Origin of the sequence: Margalitia sp. FSL K6-0131 (assembly GCF_038008735.1) — a bacterium.
In the GTDB taxonomy this organism is placed as follows: domain Bacteria; phylum Bacillota; class Bacilli; order Bacillales; family Bacillaceae_C; genus Margalitia; species Margalitia shackletonii.
Window position 1 is genome coordinate 4,227,348 of the sequence record NZ_JBBOZS010000001.1, and the last position, 19,839, is coordinate 4,247,186.

At 40.0% G+C, this 19,839-nt stretch carries 15 protein-coding genes; 3 read left to right on the forward strand and 12 right to left on the reverse strand.

Translation table 11 applies throughout. The features are described from left to right. Positions 1–12: 12 nt before the first annotated feature. The 8 genes from leuC to ilvE all read right to left on the reverse strand — a co-directional run bounded on the left by leuC (position 13) and on the right by ilvE (position 11,100). Positions 13–1,422, reverse strand: coding sequence for a 3-isopropylmalate dehydratase large subunit (gene leuC / locus NSQ59_RS20705; protein ID WP_055741955.1), 1,410 nt, complete (start codon positions 1,420–1,422; stop codon positions 13–15). Between the two features lie 38 nt (positions 1,423–1,460). Next, positions 1,461–2,570: a 3-isopropylmalate dehydrogenase gene (gene leuB, locus NSQ59_RS20710; RefSeq protein ID WP_055742495.1), complete on the reverse strand. Its 1,110-nt coding sequence runs from the start codon at positions 2,568–2,570 to the stop codon at positions 1,461–1,463. A 208-nt stretch (positions 2,571–2,778) separates the two neighbouring features. Further along, a complete protein-coding gene (locus NSQ59_RS20715; RefSeq protein WP_055741956.1) occupies positions 2,779–4,326 on the reverse strand; it encodes a 2-isopropylmalate synthase in 1,548 nt (515 codons plus the stop codon). Then, positions 4,313–5,341: a ketol-acid reductoisomerase gene (ilvC, locus tag NSQ59_RS20720; RefSeq protein WP_055741957.1), complete on the reverse strand. Its 1,029-nt coding sequence runs from the start codon at positions 5,339–5,341 to the stop codon at positions 4,313–4,315. The genes NSQ59_RS20715 and ilvC overlap by 14 nt, the downstream gene beginning before the upstream one ends. A 293-nt stretch (positions 5,342–5,634) precedes the next feature. After that, on the reverse strand, positions 5,635–6,156 hold the full coding sequence (gene ilvN, locus NSQ59_RS20725; RefSeq protein WP_055741958.1) for an acetolactate synthase small subunit: 522 nt from the start codon (positions 6,154–6,156) through the stop codon (positions 5,635–5,637). After that, complete coding sequence (ilvB, locus tag NSQ59_RS20730) at positions 6,153–7,868, reverse strand: acetolactate synthase large subunit (RefSeq protein ID WP_340832581.1); 1,716 nt, start codon at positions 7,866–7,868, stop codon at positions 6,153–6,155. Before ilvB ends, ilvN begins: the two co-directional genes overlap by 4 nt. 482 nt (positions 7,869–8,350) lie before the next feature. Next, positions 8,351–10,051, reverse strand: coding sequence for a dihydroxy-acid dehydratase (gene ilvD / locus NSQ59_RS20735; protein ID WP_055741960.1), 1,701 nt, complete (start codon positions 10,049–10,051; stop codon positions 8,351–8,353). 146 nt (positions 10,052–10,197) lie between these two features. Continuing rightward, entirely contained in the window at positions 10,198–11,100 is a 903-nt protein-coding gene (gene ilvE / locus NSQ59_RS20740; protein WP_055741961.1) for a branched-chain-amino-acid transaminase, read from the reverse strand. 349 nt (positions 11,101–11,449) lie between these two features. Here ilvE and NSQ59_RS20745 point away from each other — a divergent pair, with 349 nt between their 5' ends. The 3 genes from NSQ59_RS20745 to thrB are packed head-to-tail and all read left to right on the forward strand — an operon-like array spanning position 11,450 to position 14,726. Beyond that, positions 11,450–12,736: a homoserine dehydrogenase gene (locus tag NSQ59_RS20745; RefSeq protein ID WP_055741962.1), complete on the forward strand. Its 1,287-nt coding sequence runs from the start codon at positions 11,450–11,452 to the stop codon at positions 12,734–12,736. Positions 12,737–12,741: 5 nt separating this feature from the next. Then, a complete protein-coding gene (gene thrC / locus NSQ59_RS20750; RefSeq protein ID WP_055741963.1) occupies positions 12,742–13,797 on the forward strand; it encodes a threonine synthase in 1,056 nt (351 codons plus the stop codon). Continuing rightward, entirely contained in the window at positions 13,794–14,726 is a 933-nt protein-coding gene (gene thrB / locus NSQ59_RS20755; protein WP_055741964.1) for a homoserine kinase, read from the forward strand. Before thrC ends, thrB begins: the two co-directional genes overlap by 4 nt. Before the next feature lie 387 nt (positions 14,727–15,113). On the opposite strand, the gene NSQ59_RS20760 is transcribed toward thrB, so the two are convergent. The 4 genes from NSQ59_RS20760 to NSQ59_RS20775 form a co-directional block, all read right to left on the reverse strand. Beyond that, positions 15,114–15,992: an IS3 family transposase gene (locus NSQ59_RS20760; protein WP_244885895.1), complete on the reverse strand. Its 879-nt coding sequence runs from the start codon at positions 15,990–15,992 to the stop codon at positions 15,114–15,116. Positions 15,993–16,066: 74 nt separating this feature from the next. After that, complete coding sequence (locus tag NSQ59_RS20765) at positions 16,067–16,378, reverse strand: helix-turn-helix domain-containing protein (protein ID WP_055741498.1); 312 nt, start codon at positions 16,376–16,378, stop codon at positions 16,067–16,069. 151 nt (positions 16,379–16,529) lie between these two features. Continuing rightward, positions 16,530–18,074 carry an MDR family MFS transporter gene (locus NSQ59_RS20770; RefSeq protein WP_055741965.1) on the reverse strand — a complete coding sequence of 515 codons (1,545 nt, stop codon included), beginning with the start codon at positions 18,072–18,074 and terminating at the stop codon, positions 16,530–16,532. A 140-nt stretch (positions 18,075–18,214) separates the two neighbouring features. Beyond that, positions 18,215–19,621 carry an amino acid permease gene (locus NSQ59_RS20775; protein WP_340832588.1) on the reverse strand — a complete coding sequence of 469 codons (1,407 nt, stop codon included), beginning with the start codon at positions 19,619–19,621 and terminating at the stop codon, positions 18,215–18,217. Between the last annotated feature and the right edge of the window lie 218 nt (positions 19,622–19,839).

The window sequence follows — 19,839 nt, forward strand, 5'->3', positions numbered from 1 at the left end:
TTCACCTATTTCTTAGACTAATACTTTTTCCTCCAGCTTTCGTACATCAACAAACTTCCCAAATATTGCTGCAGCAGCTGCCATTGCAGGACTTACAAGATGGGTTCTAGCCCCGGAACCTTGTCGTCCTTCAAAATTGCGATTGGAAGTGGAAGCACAACGTTTGCCGGCAGGAACCACATCGTCATTCATCGCAAGACACATACTGCAACCTGATTCTCTCCACTCAAACCCTGCTTCAATGAAGATTTTATCCAGCCCTTCCGATTCAGCTTGGGCTTTTACTTGAAAAGAGCCGGGAACGACTAACGCTGTAACATTTTCATGAACATGATGACCTTTAATCACTTGGGCGGCATCCCTTAAATCTTTTAATCTAGAATTTGTGCAAGATCCGATAAATACATAGTCTACCGGAATTTCGCTAATTGGAGCACCGCCCTCTAGACCCATATATTGCAGAGCTTTTTCAGCCGCTTTGCTTTCCTCCAGATTTTCTAATTGTTCTGGTACAGGTAAGTGATCATTGATGGAAAGACACATCGAAGGATTTGTTCCCCATGTTACTTGGGGCTCAATCGATTCTGCATCAATTTCAATGGTTCGATCATATTCAGCCCCTTCATCTGTTGCCAAGGATAGCCAAGATTGTGCTACTTCTTCAAAATCTTCATTAGGTGCGTACTTTCTTCCTTTTAAATAGGCAATTGTTGTTTCATCTGGACTAATTAAGCCTGCTCTTGCCCCGGCTTCAATGGACATATTGCAAACAGTCATCCGTTCTTCCATCGACATTTCTCGAATCGCCTCACCCGTATACTCTGCAATATATCCAGTTCCAACATCGACACCGAATTTAGCTATGATGGCTAAAATAAGATCCTTCGCTGTCACACCAAGTCCAAGTTTGCCATTCACTTTGATTTGCAGGGTTTTCGGCGGTTTTTGCCAAAGGGTTTGGGTAGCTAATACATGTTCAACCTCGCTTGTTCCAATTCCAAAGGCAATTGCCCCGAATGCCCCATGTGTGGAGGTGTGGCTATCTCCGCATACAATCGTTTTGCCCGGTTGTGTAAGGCCAAGCTCCGGACCAATAACATGGACAATTCCTTGATCCGGATGATGGATTCCTGCAAGCGGAATACCGAATTCCTCACAATTTTTTTCAAGTGTTGTCATTTGTTTTACGGAAACAGGGTCAGTAGATACCCTGCTTTTTAGTGTAGAAACATTATGATCAACGGTGGCAAACGTGAGGTCTGGCCGCCTTACTTTGCGATTGTTCATTCTTAAGCCTTCAAACGCTTGCGGTGACGTTACTTCGTGTACTAAATGGAGGTCAATATATAATAAATCCGGCTTTCCCTCCTCACGATGAATCAAATGCTGTTCCCAAATCTTTTCAATAATAGTTTTCGCCATATATTGATACCTCCGTTCTAAATTTATGAAAAACTACTTTAGATATAAGCAGTTAAGATTCCTGAAATTGCCTGATTTTCATTGATTGCATCCAGCACCTTCTCGATCATTTCCTTTGTACCGACCCGTTTTCCTCCTTGAACCCTTAAGTCATCTGTGTAATATCCTGCCTTTAAAACTTTGGCAACGGCTTCTTCCAGAATGGATGCCTCTTTTTCAAGCTGGAAGGAATAACGGAGCATCATGGCAGCTGATAAAATCATTCCGAGCGGATTTGCTTTATCCTGACCGGCAATATCTGGCGCCGATCCGTGAACTGGTTCATAAAGACCTACATTATCTTCTCTTAAGCTTGCAGAAGGCAGCATTCCTAAAGATCCAGTAATCATCGAAGCTTCATCACTTAAAATATCTCCAAACATGTTTTCTGTGACGATGACATCAAAATGATTAGGTCTAGCAATTAATTGCATCGCTGCCGAATCGACCAGCATATGTTCTACCTGTACATCCGGATATTTTTCCACGGTTTTATTGACAATTTCACGCCACATTCTGCTTGATTCCAAAACATTTGCCTTATCAACAGAAGTTAATTTTTTACGGCGATTTCTAGCAAATTGAAAAGCTTTGTCTACGATTCTTTCAATCTCTGACTTGCTGTACTCAAGAGTATCAACGGCTACCTCGTTTTGCTCTCCTCTTCTTCCGCTTGGATTGCCAAAATAAATTCCGCCTGTCAGTTCCCTAACAATAAGCATATCCACTCCATCCACTACCTCTTTTTTTAGAGGGGATGCATGCAGAAGTGATGGATAGGTTGTTACCGGACGTAAATTTGCGAATAACCCAAGTGCTTTTCTGAGTCCAAGCAAGCCTTTTTCCGGACGAAGCTCCGGCGGATTTTGATCCCACTTAGGTCCCCCAACAGCTCCAAGGAGAACCGCATCGCTTTCCAAGCAAAGTTTCAAAGTCTTTTCAGGAAGTGGTGTCCCTTCCGCATCAATGGCAGCACCCCCTATTAAAGCTTCTTCAAAGGAATAATCATGGTGGAAGCATTCAAATACAGCCTCCAGTATTTGAACGGTTCCCTTTGCAACTTCTTTCCCGATTCCATCACCTGGCAACACTGCGATTCGTTTTGTCATGAAGCTCTCTCCCTCTGTTTTTAGAATGGCTGTTTTCGCAAAAATTGTTGCTTTTCGAATAAGCATATAATCCTTGAAATGGATAGGATTCGCGCTCTTTTCTACATTCCGTTTTTCATTTGATAGCAGAAAATTACCGTAAAAATCCTACTGCGGATTTTTACTTATATTTCAATAGCAACAAAGTTTAAGAAAAGAGCCTTTAAAATTATCCTTTCACACTCATTTCGTATTTTTCCTGTAAACTATGGACGATTACCCTGTTGATTGCATTTAGATATGCCTTAGCTGAAGCCTCTAACACGTCTTGGGCTGAGCCTCTGCCTCCGGACTCCACCCCTTGGTAGACAACTTTAACAAAGGCATCCGCTAAAGCATCCTTTCCTGAACCGACGGATTGAAGCTTATAATCTACCAAAGTTACCTGACCGTCTACCATTCTTCCTAAAGTATTGTAAATCGCTTCAACACTACCAGAACCTGTTGATGCATCTTCAATGCAATGTCCATCCGGATTTGTGACAACAACCGTTGCGGTTGGAATATTGGATGTCCCGTATTGCACTTGAACATTTTGTAACTCATATTTTTTGGCATCATCCGGTTCTGTTTGTTTATCTGCTAGCAGAGCGAAGATATCATCATCTGTAACTTCTTTCTTTTTATCTGTTAATGCTTTGAAAGCGTCAAATACCTCTTTCAGTTTTTCAGCTGATAGATCAAAACCTAGTTCAATAGCTTTTTGCTTAAAAGCATGGCGTCCTGAATGCTTACCAAGCACTAATCGGTTTGACGAAACACCTATTAGTTCTGGAGTAATAATTTCATAGGTTGTTTTTTCTTTTAACACACCATCTTGATGAATTCCTGATTCATGAGCAAAGGCATTGGCACCAACTACTGCTTTATTAGCAGGTACCGCCATACCTGTTAATTTACTGATAAGCTGGCTCGTATGTTTGATCTCATCTAATTTTAGAGTGGTTTTCGCCTTGTAATAATCCTGGCGAATATAAAGTGCGACCGCAATTTCTTCAAGCGCTGCATTACCGGCACGCTCCCCGATTCCATTAATGGTTCCCTCAATTTGCCCTACTCCATGCTCAATGGCAGAAAGTGAATTCGCTGTTGCCATTCCGAGATCATCGTGGCAATGGGCGGACAAAGTAGCTTGGGAAATGTTCGGAACATTTTCTCTTAAAAAGGTGAAAAGTTCACCATATTCTTTTGGTGTAATATATCCAACAGTATCCGGAATATTAATGACGGTTGCACCTACTTTAATGACCTCCGTTATGATTTTGACCAGAAACCATTTATCTGATCTGGTGGCATCCTCCGCCGACCATTGCACATGTGCAAATTTTTGTTTCGCATATTTTACAGCGGATACTGCCGCTTCTAAAACTTCATCCGGTGTTTTACGAAGTTTATACGTCATGTGTATCGGAGAAGTTGCTAGGAAAATATGAATCCTCGGTTCTTGTGAGGATTTAAGTGCATCCCAAGCTATGTCAATATCTTTTTTGTTTGCTCTGGCCAAACCTGTTACAGATGAATTTTTAATAGTGGATGCGATCGTTTTTACCGCTTGAAAATCACCTTGGGAGGAAGCAGGAAATCCCGCTTCCATAATATCCACTCCCATTCTTTCCAACTGTTTCGCAATTTCCAGCTTTTCAATGGCATTTAGATTAACTCCGGCTGACTGTTCTCCATCACGCAACGTCGTATCAAATATATTAATTTTTCGCATTTGCAACAGCCTCTTTCTGTTCCTTTTTGCTGCTTACAAAAGGCATGAGCTTCCTTAATTCCTCCCCTACTACTTCAATTGGGTGTTGCTTTTCGCTTTCATTGATTGCATTGAAAACAGGGCGGTTTGCTTGATTCTCAAGGATCCAGGCTTTTGCAAATTGACCAGTTTGGATTTCTTTCAGCAATTCTTTCATGCGTTCTTTTGTTTCTTCATTCACTACTCGTGGTCCGGATACAAAATCTCCCCATTGTGCTGTATCCGAAATCGAGTAGCGCATTCCTTTTAACCCATCTTCATACATGAGATCTACAATTAATTTCATTTCGTGAAGACACTCAAAATAAGCAACTTCTGGTTGATAGCCTGCTTCTGTTAATGTTTCAAACCCTGCTTTAACAAGAGAAGTTAATCCTCCGCAAAGTACAGCTTGTTCCCCGAATAGATCGGTTTCGGTTTCTTCTTTAAAAGTAGTTTCTAGAACACCTGCTCGCGAACCGCCAATAGCTTTTGCATATGCAAAGGCTAGATCTCTAGCATCCCCGGTAACATCTTGGTGTACTGCAATTAGCGCAGGGACACCAGCATTTTCTGTGTAGGTTCTGCGTACAAGATGTCCTGGTCCTTTAGGTGCTACTAAGAATACATCTACATTTTCCGGTGGAACGATCTGATGGAAATGAATATTGAAGCCATGTGCAAAAACTAAAGCTTTTCCCGGATAAAGTCCCGGTTTAATTTCTTCGTTGTATACTTTTGTTTGTTTTTCATCTGGCAGAAGAACCATGATAAGATCAGCTTCTTCACTAGCCTCTTTTACTGATTTAACTTGGAAACCATCTTGAACCGCTTGATTCCAGGAGTTTCCCTCTCTTAACCCAATTACAACGTCATAACCACTGTCGCGAAGATTTTGTGCATGTGCATGACCTTGTGAGCCGTAGCCAACAATCGCTACTTTCTTTCCTCTTAGTACTTCCTCTTGAATATCGTGATCATAATAAACTTTAGCCATTTTTCATCTGCTCCTTTTTTCAATATTATTTGTTGTATATTCTTAGTTCTGCGATTTTTACTGGGTTCAGCGGTTTGACTGTTTTTTCCGCATTTTCCGGAAAAAGTTCCGCGTTTTCACTCGTTTTTTCCACGATTTACCTCGAATGTTCCTCAACTTTTAACGGGTTCAACAGCTTGCTAACTTTTTTTAAAGTTTTTCCTGAGATTTTCATCAGTTCTATCCTTTTTTTCTACACAATTCCCTGAATTTTTCATCGGTACGAATTCAATTTTCAACATCTACCCAGTTCCCTATTTTAATAGGGAATAAGAAGATAGATTAGTAACTTCCTTTTGTGATCCCCGTAAAAACGCTGTTAACCCTGTACGAGCAATTTCCTTTATTCCGTATGGTTTTAACAAATCAATCAGTGCTTCAATTTTTTCGGTATCTCCAGTTACTTGGATGGTAATGCTCTCCCGGCTAACATCAATAATGGAAGCCCGGAACGGTTCAACAATGCCACCTATTTCGCTTCTTGTTTGTGCGTTACTCAAAACTTTAATCAAAACAAGTTCACGAGCAACTATCGCCTGGTCCGTTATATCGGACACTTTGATTACATCAATTAATTTGTTTAATTGTTTAGTAAGCTGCTCCGCTTGTCTGTCATCATCCACATGGACAACAAATGTCATTTTCGATATACCTTCGTTTTCGGTTCTACCTACCGTGATACTGTCGATGTTGAATTGTCTTTTGGATAAAACACCTGTTATTCGATTCAATACACCACTCTGATTTCTCACGGTAGCTGTAACAATTCTTCTCATGGCTTCACCCCTATCATTTCATGAAGGCCTTTACCAGGTGCAATCATTGGATATACATTCTCAAGCTGTTTCACCCGGGCATCGATTAGAATTGGCTCATCATCTGTTAATACTCGTGACAGTAATTCCTTTGTCTCCTCTTCGTTTTCCACTCGAACACCACGTATGCCGTAGCTTTCAGCAAGCTTTACAAAATCCGGTTGAACAGGGATTAGTGAGTGAGAATATCGTTCCTCATAAAATGTTTCTTGCCACTGTCTCACCATTCCCAATGCTTGATTATTTAAAATGACAATTTTTATCGGAAGGTTTAACTCCTTCACCACGGATAACTCCTGCAATGTCATTTGGAAGCCTCCATCTCCGACAATCGCTACCACTTTTTTATCCGGTTTGGCTAATTGGGCACCGATCGCTGCCGGGAAGCCAAATCCCATCGTTCCAAGCCCACCGGAGGTTACCCAATTATTCGGCTCGGTAAATTGATAGTATTGTGCTGCCCACATTTGGTGTTGGCCGACATCTGTCGTTACAATAGCATCACCTTGTGTATAGTGGTGGATGAGCTCAATCACACGCTGCGGGATGAGGTATTCATTATCCTTGCTGTACCAAAGTGGGTTGTTCACCGAATAGTCCGTTAATTTCTCGCACCATTTTTCTGTATTCGAAGGTTCTCCCTCTTCTTCTAAAAGTTTGATTAAGGTCATCTTTGCATCCGCAACAATTGGAATATGAGTGTCTACGTTTTTGCCAATTTCCGCAGAGTCAATATCAATATGGGATATCTTTGCCTTAGGTGCGAAATGCGCAAGATTTCCAGTTAATCGGTCGTCAAAACGTGCGCCAATATTTATTAGCAAATCGCATTCATATAGTGCCATGTTAGCTGCGTAGGTACCATGCATTCCCGCCATGCCCAGAAAAAGCGGATGATTTGCCGGAAATCCTCCAAGTCCTAGTAATGTATTAGTTACCGGAATGTTATTAGTTGCAGCAAATTCTAAAAGGTACTCAGCTGCTCCCGAATGAAGGACACCTGCTCCTGCTAAAATAACCGGCTTCTCTGAACGTGAAATTGCTTCTGATAATTTCTTAATTTGGAGCGGATTCGGATAATAGTTAGGCTGATAACCAGGTAAGTTAACCTCTGCCTCTGATGACTGCCCCAATTTTTGTGAACATACATCTTTAGGAATATCAATCAGAACAGGACCTGGTCGACCTGTAACAGCAATATGAAATGCTTCCTTCACCATTCTTGGCAGATCATTCACATCACGAACCTGATAGTTATGCTTTGTTATCGGTGTTGTAATCCCTATTACATCAGCCTCTTGAAAAGCATCAGTACCAATAACAGAACCAGCTACCTGTCCTGTAAAAACAACCAGCGGTAATGAATCCATCATGGCATCCGTAATTCCTGTTACTAGATTTGTTGCTCCGGGTCCTGAAGTAGCGATGACGACACCTGGCTTGCCTGTAACTCTCGCATATCCTTCCGCCGCATGAATAGCCCCTTGCTCATGTCTGGCCAATACATGTTTCAAGGATTTTCCGTAGAGTGCATCATAAATTGGTAAAACGGCTCCTCCCGGGTATCCGAATATGACATCGACCCCTTGATCCTGAATTAATTGAATCAAAAGATCAGCACCATTTACTTCTGCTGTTTCAACATAGCCTTCCGTTCTTGCTTTAGAACTCACTTCTTCCCCTCCTATCAATTTGCTAACATATCCCAGCTTTGCTGATTGAACCCGCGGGTTTCCAAAACTTATAGCGTAAAAGTTGATGATAGCTTGGTGATTTGCATTCTGCGAAAGCATCACGCTAATACAATTTTCAAATGGATTTTTCCCGCTCCCATGGTGATCATCCCTTTGTTTTCAAAAAATAATTTATATTTTTTTCCAAAGAAAAAAGCCTTTTCATCCTGAATAATGGTATTGTAATTAACCAAAAATCATGGGATGAAAAGGCTGCTTTCCATGGTACCACCCAACTTTATGACATTCTTGCAAATGCCACCTCATGAACAAAATGAATTGTTCTTTTTTTAACAAGTGTTCCTGTAGAAACACTCGGCTTATCCTACTGCAATGTTCAAATAAGCACTCGGAGGCGATGTCATGATAAGGAGTATTATCGGTTTCCACCATCCCGACTCTCTGTGAATTACCTGATCTTATCACTTTATCCTCGTCAACGATTTATTCGATGATTCAATTTTCAAAACTCCGCCAGTATTGGCTGAAGTCACTAATGCTGCATATCTTGCTAAATAACCGCTAGTAATTTTCGGTTCCGGCTGAATCCAATTTTGTCTTCTAGCTTCAAGCTCTTCATCAGATACCATAAGCTGAATAGTTCGATTAGGTAAATCAATAAAAATTTGATCCCCGTTTTCTACAAATGCTATTGGACCGCCTTCCGCTGCTTCTGGGGAAATATGCCCTACGGAAATACCTCTTGTTGCTCCAGAGAAACGGCCATCTGTAATGAGTGCTACACTTGTTGATAACCCTCTCCCGGCAATGGAGGAAGTAGGCGATAGCATTTCAGGCATTCCTGGTCCGCCTTTTGGTCCTTCATACCTTATTACTACAACATGCCCCTCTTTTACTAAGCCGCTATCAATTCCGTGTTGAGCTTCTTCCTGTGATTCAAAGACAATTGCTTCACCTAAGAAGGTTTTGATAGTTGGATCAACGGCACCTACTTTTATGACTCCGCCATCTGGAGCCAGATTTCCGTAAAGAATAGATAAACCGCCGACAGGGCTATACGCATTTTCAACACGTCTTATGACTTGATCGTTAAGAATTTCTGCATCCTCTACATTTTCGTAGACGCTTTTTCCCGAAACGGTTAGGCGATCCCGATGAATGGCTCCTTCTACATTGCAAAGTTCTTTAATGATTGCGCTGACTCCACCTGCTGCATGAACATCTTGCATAGAGTACTCGGAGGCCGGACTTATTTTTGCTAAATAAGGAACCCGCTTTGCAATCTCATTAATTCTTTCTAAGTCATAGTCAACTCCTGCTTCGTACGCAATGGCCAGTGTATGTAAAACGGTGTTGGTGCTTCCGCCCATTGCCATATCTAAGGCGAATGCATCATCAATGGCATCCTTCGTGATAATGTCTCTTGGCCTAATATCCTTCTCAATACAGTTCATTAAATAACCCACTGCTTCTTTAATAAGGCGATGTCTTTCATCAGATGTTGCGACAATCGTTGCATTGCCTGGAGGTGTTACTCCTAGAATTTCCATCAAAGAGTTCATCGAGTTTGCTGTAAACATCCCCGAGCATGACCCGCAGGTAGGACAAGCAGTTGTTTCGAGAGCTAATAATTCTTCAGCACTCATTTTTCCCGTCTTGTATGCCCCTACTCCTTCAAAGACGGAAACAAGTGACAATGTTTTTCCATCCTCTGATTTTCCTGCTTCCATCGGTCCGCCTGATACAAAAACAGCTGGAACATTCGTCCTTGCCGCTGCCATCAGCATTCCCGGGGTAATCTTGTCACAGTTAGGAATATAGAAAACCCCGTCGAACCAATGGGCGTTAATAACAGTTTCGGCACTATCTGCAATCAGTTCGCGGCTCGGCAGAGAATATCGCATCCCGATATGCCCCATCGCGATTCCGTCATCCACCCCGATTGTGTTGAATTCAAATGGAACACCGCCTGCTTCCCATATCGCTTCTTTTACCACTTCCGCAAATGTATTTAAATGTTTGTGACCTGGGATAATATCGATGTAGGAGTTGCATACACCAATGAACGGCTTATGCAAATCCTTCGTTTTGACTCCTGCTGCATGCAAGAGACTTCGATGAGGAGCCCGATCTATCCCTTTTTTTATCATGTCGCTTCTCATGCAATCACTCCTAATTTTCTCCCCGCATTTACTGTTGTTTTTTGTACAAATTCTTCAATGGGGGTCGGGGCATCTTTTCGTATCGGCTTAATTGTTATTTACAATAGATTCATCTGTAAGTGACAACTTTTACGAAAAGAGCCTTATTAACTAACTTGAACTTCACTATGTGGATAAACCTTTGTACCATCAACTGAAACAGCTTCACGGAATAGGGCAAGTAATTGGTTTGTAATCTCCCCTGGTTTTCCGTTTCCAATTTGTCTTCCATCCACTTTCACTACAGCAATGACCTCCGCCGCAGTTCCGGTTAGAAATACTTCATCTGCTGTATACACATCATGTCTTGTGAAAACATCTTCACGAATATCAAGCTGAGCATTTTTCGCCAGTTCGATAATCGCGTTTCTAGTTATACCTTCCAACGCCCCGACATATCCCGGCGGTGTTTTAATGACCCCATCTTTGACAATAAAAATGTTTTCTCCGGAGGCCTCTGCAACATACCCTTGATCATTCATCATCAAAGCCTCATTGACACCGGCAAGACTGGCTTCTATTTTTACGAGAATATTATTTAAATAGTTGAGTGATTTTACTTTTGGGCTTAGTACGTCTGCACGATTTCTTCGGCTCGGTACTGTCACCACTTCAATTCCTGTTTCATACAACCGTTTCGGAAATAAGGCAAGTGGCTCCGCAATAATAATGACGCCGGCTTCTTTACAAGTATATGGGTTAAGCCCTAAATCGCCGACACCTCTGGAGATGACTAAACGAATGTATGCATCCTGCAGCCCGTTTTTTCTGCATGTCTCAACTACAAGTTCCGTAAGTTCTTCTTTTTCAAATGGTATTTGGAGCATGATTGAGTGAGCTGACTCATATAACCGCTTCATGTGATCATCAAGTCGAAAAACATTTCCGTTATACATGCGAATGCCTTCGAACACCCCATCGCCATACAAAAAGCCATGGTCATAAACCGAAACGACGGCTTCTTCTTTTTTGACAAAACGGTTATTTAGAAAAATCCACTGCTCTGACATTTCACTCAAAGTCCCCTTTCTAATTAAATTTTTTCTTTAAAAATAAGAGCAAGATCATTAAATAGAATTTTATGAAAATTATTTAATTGATGACCATGATACGCCTTTTAAAATTAAGGGTCAACCCCTTTTTGATAAGTTTTTTGACTATTCCGATTAAACTGTTAATTTGTAAACGCTTCCATCATTGATGCTATTCGATTTGTTACATAAAAAAAATTTTTTCATTTTTTCTTTTTCAGCAAGATTAGTAAAAAAAGGGTTGTGAAACAAATAATTTTCAGCTTATAATGTCCATTATATAAATACAATTGTCTTTCTAAAAAGAACAACTCAGGAGTGATAAATAATGAATTCAGTTTCTGTCGGAATATTAGGTTTCGGTACTGTCGGAACTGGTGTTGTCCATTTGTTAACACAAGAACAAGAAAAACTGCAACAACAGTCCGGTAGTAATATTCATATTGAAAAAGTTCTTGTCCGCGATATCGATAAAACCAGAAAAATAAACTTTGCCGATAATCGGTTAACTTTAGATCCTGATGATATTCTTGATAATCCTAAAATTGATATTGTGATAGAAGTAATGGGAGGAATTGAGGATGCAAAAAATTATATTTTCAAAGCATTAAAGAATCGAAAGCATGTTATCACTGCGAATAAGGATTTAATGGCCGTACATGGAACTCAACTTTTGGAAACTGCCGCTGATTACCAATGTGATTTGTATTATGAAGCAAGTGTTGCGGGAGCGATACCGATTTTACGTACTTTAACAGATGGTCTTTCTGCAGACCGCATTCAAAAAATAATGGGAATTGTCAACGGGACAACGAACTACATATTGAGCAAAATGAATCGGGAATCTGTCAGTTATGAAGAGGTTTTACAAGAAGCGCAGGTTTTAGGTTTTGCCGAGGCAGATCCAACATCGGACGTGGAAGGGCTAGATGCAGCTAGGAAAATGGTCATTCTAAGTCACTTGGCCTATTCTGTTCCCGTTACATTGGAAGATGTGCGTGTCGAGGGAATTACTGAAATCTCTCAAGAGGACATTCACTATAGCAAAAAATTAGGCTATACGATGAAGCTCGTCGGTATTTCTGAACTGGATGATCCGTATATTGATATTAGGGTCAGCCCGACTCTACTATCCTCTAATCATCCGCTCGCGGCCGTAGAAAACGAATTTAACGCTGTCTATGTATATGGAAAATCGGTTGGCGAAACCATGTTTTACGGACCTGGTGCGGGTGAATTGCCAACAGCCATTGCGGTTGTGTCCGATTTAATTTCTGTTGTAAAAAATATGAATCTTGGTGTAAATGGACACCATATTTTTCTACCTAAAAATGAAAAGAAATGTAAATCCCCGGATTCTATGAAAAATCAATATTTCTTTCGTATGCATGTGCAGGATCAGCCGGGTGCTTTTTCAAAAATTACTAGTCTCTTAAACGAACGGAGAATAAGCCTCAAACAAATTATCCAAGAGCCTATTCCCAAACAACAGCTTGCTGAAGTAGTCATTATTACCCATGCAATTGAAGAAAGGATCTTCAAACAAACCTATCAGCAATTAAAAGATTTAGATGTCGTATATGATGTGAAAAACTATTATCGTGTGGAAGGATGAAAAAAATGAAATGGTCGGGATTACTAGATTATTATAAAGAGTTATTGCCTATCAGTGAGAATACTCCCCTCCTTAGCTTAATGGAGGGAAACACACCTTTAGTAAGATTGAATAATCTTTCGAATCGTTTGCAGGTTGAATTATTTGTTAAGGTGGAAGGAGCAAATCCAACGGGCAGCTTTAAGGACCGCGGAATGGTATTAGCCGTTGCAAAGGCAATTGAAAATGGAAGCACTGGAGTGATCTGTGCCTCAACTGGAAATACTGCTGCTGCTGCTGCCGCTTATTGTGCACGTGCGGGAATTGATTGTTTGATTGTTATCCCAAAAGGAAAAATTGCATTAGGTAAGCTAGCTCAGGCTGTTATGTATGGTGCCCAAATCTATGAAATTGACGGAAATTTCGATGATGCACTTGAAACAGTCATACATACCTCTAAACATTCCCGTTATACTTTAGTTAATTCCGTTAATCCTTATCGGCTTGAAGGACAAAAGACAGCAGCCTTTGAAATATGTGAGCAATTGGGAGGGGCTCCAGATGTTCTTGCTATTCCTGTCGGCAATGCTGGTAATATATCTGCTTATTGGAAAGGGTTTAAAGAATATCATCATTTACATGGATTTGCTTTGCCGCAAATGCATGGGTTTGAAGCAGAAGGCTCTGCTGCCATAGCTAAAAATACTGTCATAAAAGAGCCGGAAACGATTGCAACCGCCATTCGGATTGGAAATCCTGCCAGCTGGCAATTAGCCGTTAACGCAGCGGATGAATCTAATGGAAAAATTGACTATGTATCGGATGACGAGATTCTTGAAACTTTCAAGGATCTTGCCAGATCGGAAGGAATTTTTGCAGAACCCGCCTCCTGTGCATCTATTGCCGGGATTAAAAAGCAATTACAAACAGGTGAAATCCAAAAAGGCAGCAAAATTGTAGCTGTTTTAACGGGAAATGGGCTAAAAGACCCAGCTGCTGCGATGGACCAATTAAATATTCAGCCTGTTCTCCTCCCGAATGGGAAGGAAGAATTATTGCATCATCTTCAGGTGAGGTCATGACATATTACCTGAAAGTTCCTGGGAGTACTTCCAATCTTGGTCCAGGATTTGACTCTATCGGAATGGCCGTCAATCGTTATTTATATCTATCTTTTAAGGAAGCCAAAGAATGGAGTATCCAATTCATCAATCAGCCAGATTTGCTTCCAAACTACAAAGAAAATTTAATATATATTGCTGCTATTCATACAAGCAAGCTTTTCAAAAAAGAGTTGACTCCGTTAAAAATAGAAATGCATAGTGAAATCCCCCTTGCCCGCGGATTAGGAAGCAGCGCTGCGGCAATTGTTGCAGGGATTGAAATAGCGGATGTTGTTTTACAGCTTCACCTCTCAAAACGACAAAAAGCTCATATTGCAAGTTTACTGGAAGGCCATCCGGATAATACCACCGCCTCTTTTTATGGAGGGGTTACCATTTCCACTCATTCGGATACAGAAACAGACACATTGGTTTGTGACGCATCAAGCATTGAGCTAATTGCCATGATACCGGAAACCGAACTGGAAACAAAAAAATCAAGACAAGTTTTGCCCAAGCATCTGCCTTTTTCCGAAGCCATAAAAGGAAGCAGTGTTGGAAATCTGTTGGTTGCAGCGATTTTGCAGAATGATTGGCAGTTAGCGGGAAAAATGATGGAAAGTGATCTTTTTCATCAGCCGTATCGGGAATCACTTATTCCGGACTTACCTAAAATTACTTCATTCGGCAGGTCAATTGGAGTCTTCGGAACTGCATTAAGCGGTGCGGGCCCCACTATTATAAGCATTGTTCCTAAAAATAGCGGAGAAGGTTTTGCCAAGCTTTTTGCAGAGGAATTTCCGCAATACCATTACAATGTGCTAAAGCCTGTAAATCATGGAGTTGTTTTTTTAGAAAATTTCCCTAAAGAAATCTCTGAATCTATTTCATCATCCCATTCTTTATAAATAATTGCCCTTGCTCCATATTCCCGAGCAAGGGCTTCATTTTATGCTGCTAGTGTAACTATTCAGCTGTGTGAACAACAATTCAGGCATCGTCGGGTTGGCCCCCTTATTTTAGACACATACTCCTATTATCTTTCTTTTTCGCAGTATTTTATTTTTTTGTTTAAGATGGAAATTGCCCCCTCTGTCTTGCCTAATTTTGTGATAGTATCATATCGACTTGACATGGAGCCTCTTCGCGCATGATTCTCTATCCAGGAACCCAGCCTCTTAAGAAGCTGTATTCACCAACTAGGTTATCATGCGCTGCTCCATATCAAGTCGTGCTCCTAATTCGTTCTGCTTTTATACCAAATAAGGGGCCAATTTCCTCTCATCCTATTCTCACTACAAATTAATAACCATTTCTTCCATACTACCTACCTCGTTAAATTTCTTATGGAACTGAGTAGGGGAAAGATAATGAAGACTCCCATGATATCTTCGGTGATTATAAAATTCCATATACTCATCTATTCGGTAATACGCTTCATCAAAACACTCAAAGGTGTACCGTTGGTAACACTCCCGTTCGATGATACTGTGAAATGATTCTATATACGCATTTAAATTGGGTGATTTTGGGGGAATACGTTCATGATAAATTTTATGGAGTTCACAAAATTCCCCAAAGTCTTTACTTACAAATTGTGGACCATTATCGGTTCGAATAATGATACTATATTCCTTTTCATCTTGTGGCAAATGAACCTGACGCCGTATAATGGCTTCTTGAAGCATTGTATTAATGTTCTCGGCTTTACATGTTGATCCTCGATAATAACCTACAATACAACGGTCGAATACATCTATGGCACTTGCCAGAAAAAAGAACCGGCCACTGTCTTCTATCGAACCATATTTAATATCTACTTGCCATAATTGGTTGGGTCCGGTAATTGAGTGCTGCTTAGCTAGTCGTCTTGGATAGGAAGGAGAAACGTTGCGCTTTGGCAGTAGAATGCCTAACTTATCACATAATCGGTACACTTTTTTAAAGTTAATCACTAGATTATGTTCCACCCTTAAATAATTGGTTAACTTACGATAACCATAGATTCCTTCTTCTCCTTCTATGCCTTCCATTAAAAGCTCTTCAATTTGTTCGTCGGAAACCATAGATCCATCTTTTCTTAATGAATAACCTGGACTAGGACGCCCTCGCTTCGTTACTATTTTTTCATTTGTTTCAATATCCTGATGATAGTAGTACAAAGAGCGACTCACCTCCAATGCCTTCATCGTTTGTTTTACAGGAAAACCTTCCGCAACCCAAAGATTCACTTCATCTAATTTTGAATTTATAGAGATTCGTTTTTTTTTATTAAATTCTTTAACATGGCAACTTCCAGTTCTTTTTCTCCAAGCAATTTCATCGCTTGTTCATACTTTTCTAGTAGTTCGCCTTTAGTGGGGTTATCAGATAATATGGTTGTACCCTCATTTTCCATTAGATCAAGCATTTCATCTTTATATTCATTCATCCACCTTCTAAAGGTATCTCTTGATATTCCCGCCTTTCGGGCAATAGAAGAATGGTTACCCGTTTCTAACGCAAGCCGAACATATTTCTTTTTTACATCTTCAATTACATCAATTTTCTTTCCAGGCATGGGTCTTCACCTCCCTATGAATCATTTTGTATGTTATACATTAAGTGTAAACCTAAGGTATTATCGTGTCTAAATGATTAAGGGGGCTAAAAAGTCGTTCAATATAATTCAGGCACTTCTCTACATAATTCAGGCAAACAAACTTCGATGACTATTCTTCCATCAAATTTTCTTCATCTGATTTCGGAGATAGTACCTCTTTCTTCAAAAACCAACTCAAGCCAAACGCAATGATCGCAATCACAAATGAATACATGTAAATATGCTGAAATGACTCAATGAACAATGTTTTAATTTGTGTTAAGAGTCCTTTCGGCAATCCATGTGGCACGCCTGCTGCAGCTAAGCTTTTCATATTTGCTGCCATACTTTCCGGAAGCTTATCCCCTAAGCCTTGTAATTTGGTTGTGAGAGTTGACGATAACAAATTTCCAAAGATACTTACACCTATTGTTGCTCCTATCGTTTGAAACAATGGAACAGTGGCAAGCGCAATACCTTTGTTTTCTTTATCAACAGACTCCTGAACAATGAGGTTATCCCCTCCAAATAAAACTCCTAATCCTAGTCCTGTAATGAAAAAGAAAATAATAATTTGAATGATGGTTGTATGGATACTCATATGCGAAAATAAATAGAAACCTATTATTGGCATGATAAATGCAATTCCAAACAGTTCACGATATCGTACTTTAGTTAGTAAAAATCCACTAATCATAGCGGACCCAACTGCCCCCACCATCATTGGCAATGTCAAATAACCAGCCTCTGTCGGAGTAAGTCCCAGCACATTTTGTGCAAAATACGGGAAAGAAGAAAAGGATCCCATTAGGCCGATTCCTACGGTAAAAACGATCAAAGACAATACAAGAATGTTTCGGTTTTTAAATAAATGCAAAGGAACGATTGGTTCTTTTACTCTTGATTCAACCCAAATAAAGATTCCAATTAGAACTGCTCCCAAGCATAATAAGCCAATAATTAATGGTGACCCCCAGGTGCAACCATTATTTTCAATTAGGACAGGTGTAATCAACAAGGAAACGATGGAGGAAATTAACAGAAGTGCCCCTCCCCAATCAATAACCACTTTTTTCTTAATAGTCGATTCACGTAATCCTCCTGCTAAAAGAAGTGCTGCTATAATACCCACAGGGATATTAACAAAGAAAATCCAATGCCAGCTCACTTGATCCACAAAATAGCCGCCCATTAATGGCCCTAATAACATTGGAATAAACATAATCGGGCCCATAAAGCCTTGTACCTTTGCCCGCTGTTCAACCGGAAAAAGATCACTTGAAATCGTCATAGCAAGCGGCATTAAGCCTCCTGCACCCAATCCTTGAATCCCGCGTCCAATTAGAAGAAGCGTCATAGAATGTGATAATCCGCAGACAATCGATCCACCTATGAAAAAGGCCATACTCGTTAAATAAATTTTTTTGCGCCCCATTAAATCCGCTAATTTCCCTAATATGGGCATGAATGCTGCCATGGTTAACATATACACACCGCCAACCCAGCCATACATTGCTAATCCGCCAAGGTCACGAATGATTGTCGGCATCGCTGTATTAACAACAGTTTCATCCAACTCAGAAAAAATTAGCCCAATTATTAAGCCAACCATAACAAGAATTTTATTACTCTTTTTAGCTAAAACTGGTTCTTTATATTTTGTAATACTTTCCATCTGTATCTAATCCTTTCAACATTTGATAAAAGGATTATATAAATTGTTTATGAACTGAATATGAACTTCGAGATGTTTTTTTCGCTTATAACATAAAAAAAGCAGATTGTATCGTACTAAATACAATCTACTAACATTTATTACTTTTCATTTCGCAAAGTACTATTTCTAGAACCATAAAAACCATAAATGATTAAACCAATTACCAGCCAAATTCCAAAGGATAACCAAGTAATCCATTGTAAGTTAAAAATTAAATAAAGGCATAATACGAATGATGCTGCTGGTAAAATTGGATACAAAGGAACCTTAAATGCAGATTTCGGTTTTTCCTTCATATGTCTTAGGAAGAAGATGCCTAATGATACCATCGTAAAGGCAAACAAAGTACCGATGTTCACCATTTCCGCAAGCTTGTCCAAGGAAATAAATCCGCCGAAAAAGGCAATAATGATACAAAATACCCAAGTATTAACCACCGGTGTTTTAGTCTTTTTGTTAACCTTTGACAATCCTTTTGGCAATAAACCATCGCGGCTCATCGCATACACTAAGCGTGTTCCCCCATAGGTCATAACCAGAATAACCGTTGTCATTCCGACAATCGCACCTAATGATAAAAATCCTGCTACCCAATTTTGATGAATAAACTCCAAGCCAAACGCTACCGGGTTTCCAACACCAAGTAATTTAGTGTAAGGTACAATACCAGTTAGTACACTAGAAAGAATAATGTAAAGCAGAGTACAAATTAAAAGTGACGCAATAATTCCAATTGGCATATTTCGCTTTGGATTTTTGACTTCCTCAGCCGCAGTCGATACTGCATCAAATCCAATATAGGCAAAAAATACGGTAGCTGCTCCTGTTACAATTCCGTGAAAGCCAAATGGAGCAAAAGGTGTCCAGTTTACCGGCTTCACATACCAAATACCAACGACAATAAATAAAACAACGACCGCAATTTTAACAAGAACCATTACAGCATTTACCTTTGCTGATTCACGGATTCCCCAAGTTAAGAGAAAAGCAATAATGAGTACAATGAGAACTGCTGGCAAATCAATGAATGTCCCTTTTGCGGGATTAAAAGCACCTGATAAAGCATGCGGCAAATGAATATTAAAGCCCGCAAGCAGACCTTGCAAATAAGAGGACCAACCACTCGCAACGGACGCTGAAGCAAGTCCATATTCCAATAATAATGCCCATCCTAATACCCATGCTATTAATTCACCAAACACTGCATAGCTGTAAGTATATGCACTGCCTGCGACAGGTACGGAAGAAGCAAATTCCGAATAACAAAGTGCTGCTAAAGCACATGCAATTCCGGCAATGATAAATGATATGATGATGGAAGGTCCCGTATATTCCGATGCAACCTTGCCTGGTAATACAAAGATACCTGCCCCGACTACTGCTCCAACCCCAAGCATCGTCAAGTCGAAAGCCCCAAGAGATTTTTTTAAAGTTGATCCTGGCTTTTCCGAATGAGCAATTAACTCTGAAATCGATTTTCTTCTAAAAAGTTTATGTCTTTCCATGCTGCACCTCAATATAAAAATTAATTTAAATAATCTGAAAACTATTACGCTAGCATGTTTTATATTATCATAAAAATCTAATTATTTCGCAACAATTTTGTGAAGGAAATTCCTACTTTGTATTCCAATAATTTATTTATTTGAAAAATATAGGAATCCGATTCATGTTTTTTTATAAAATTTCCCCATTTTCTGTAACAAAAGGCAACAAAAAAGAC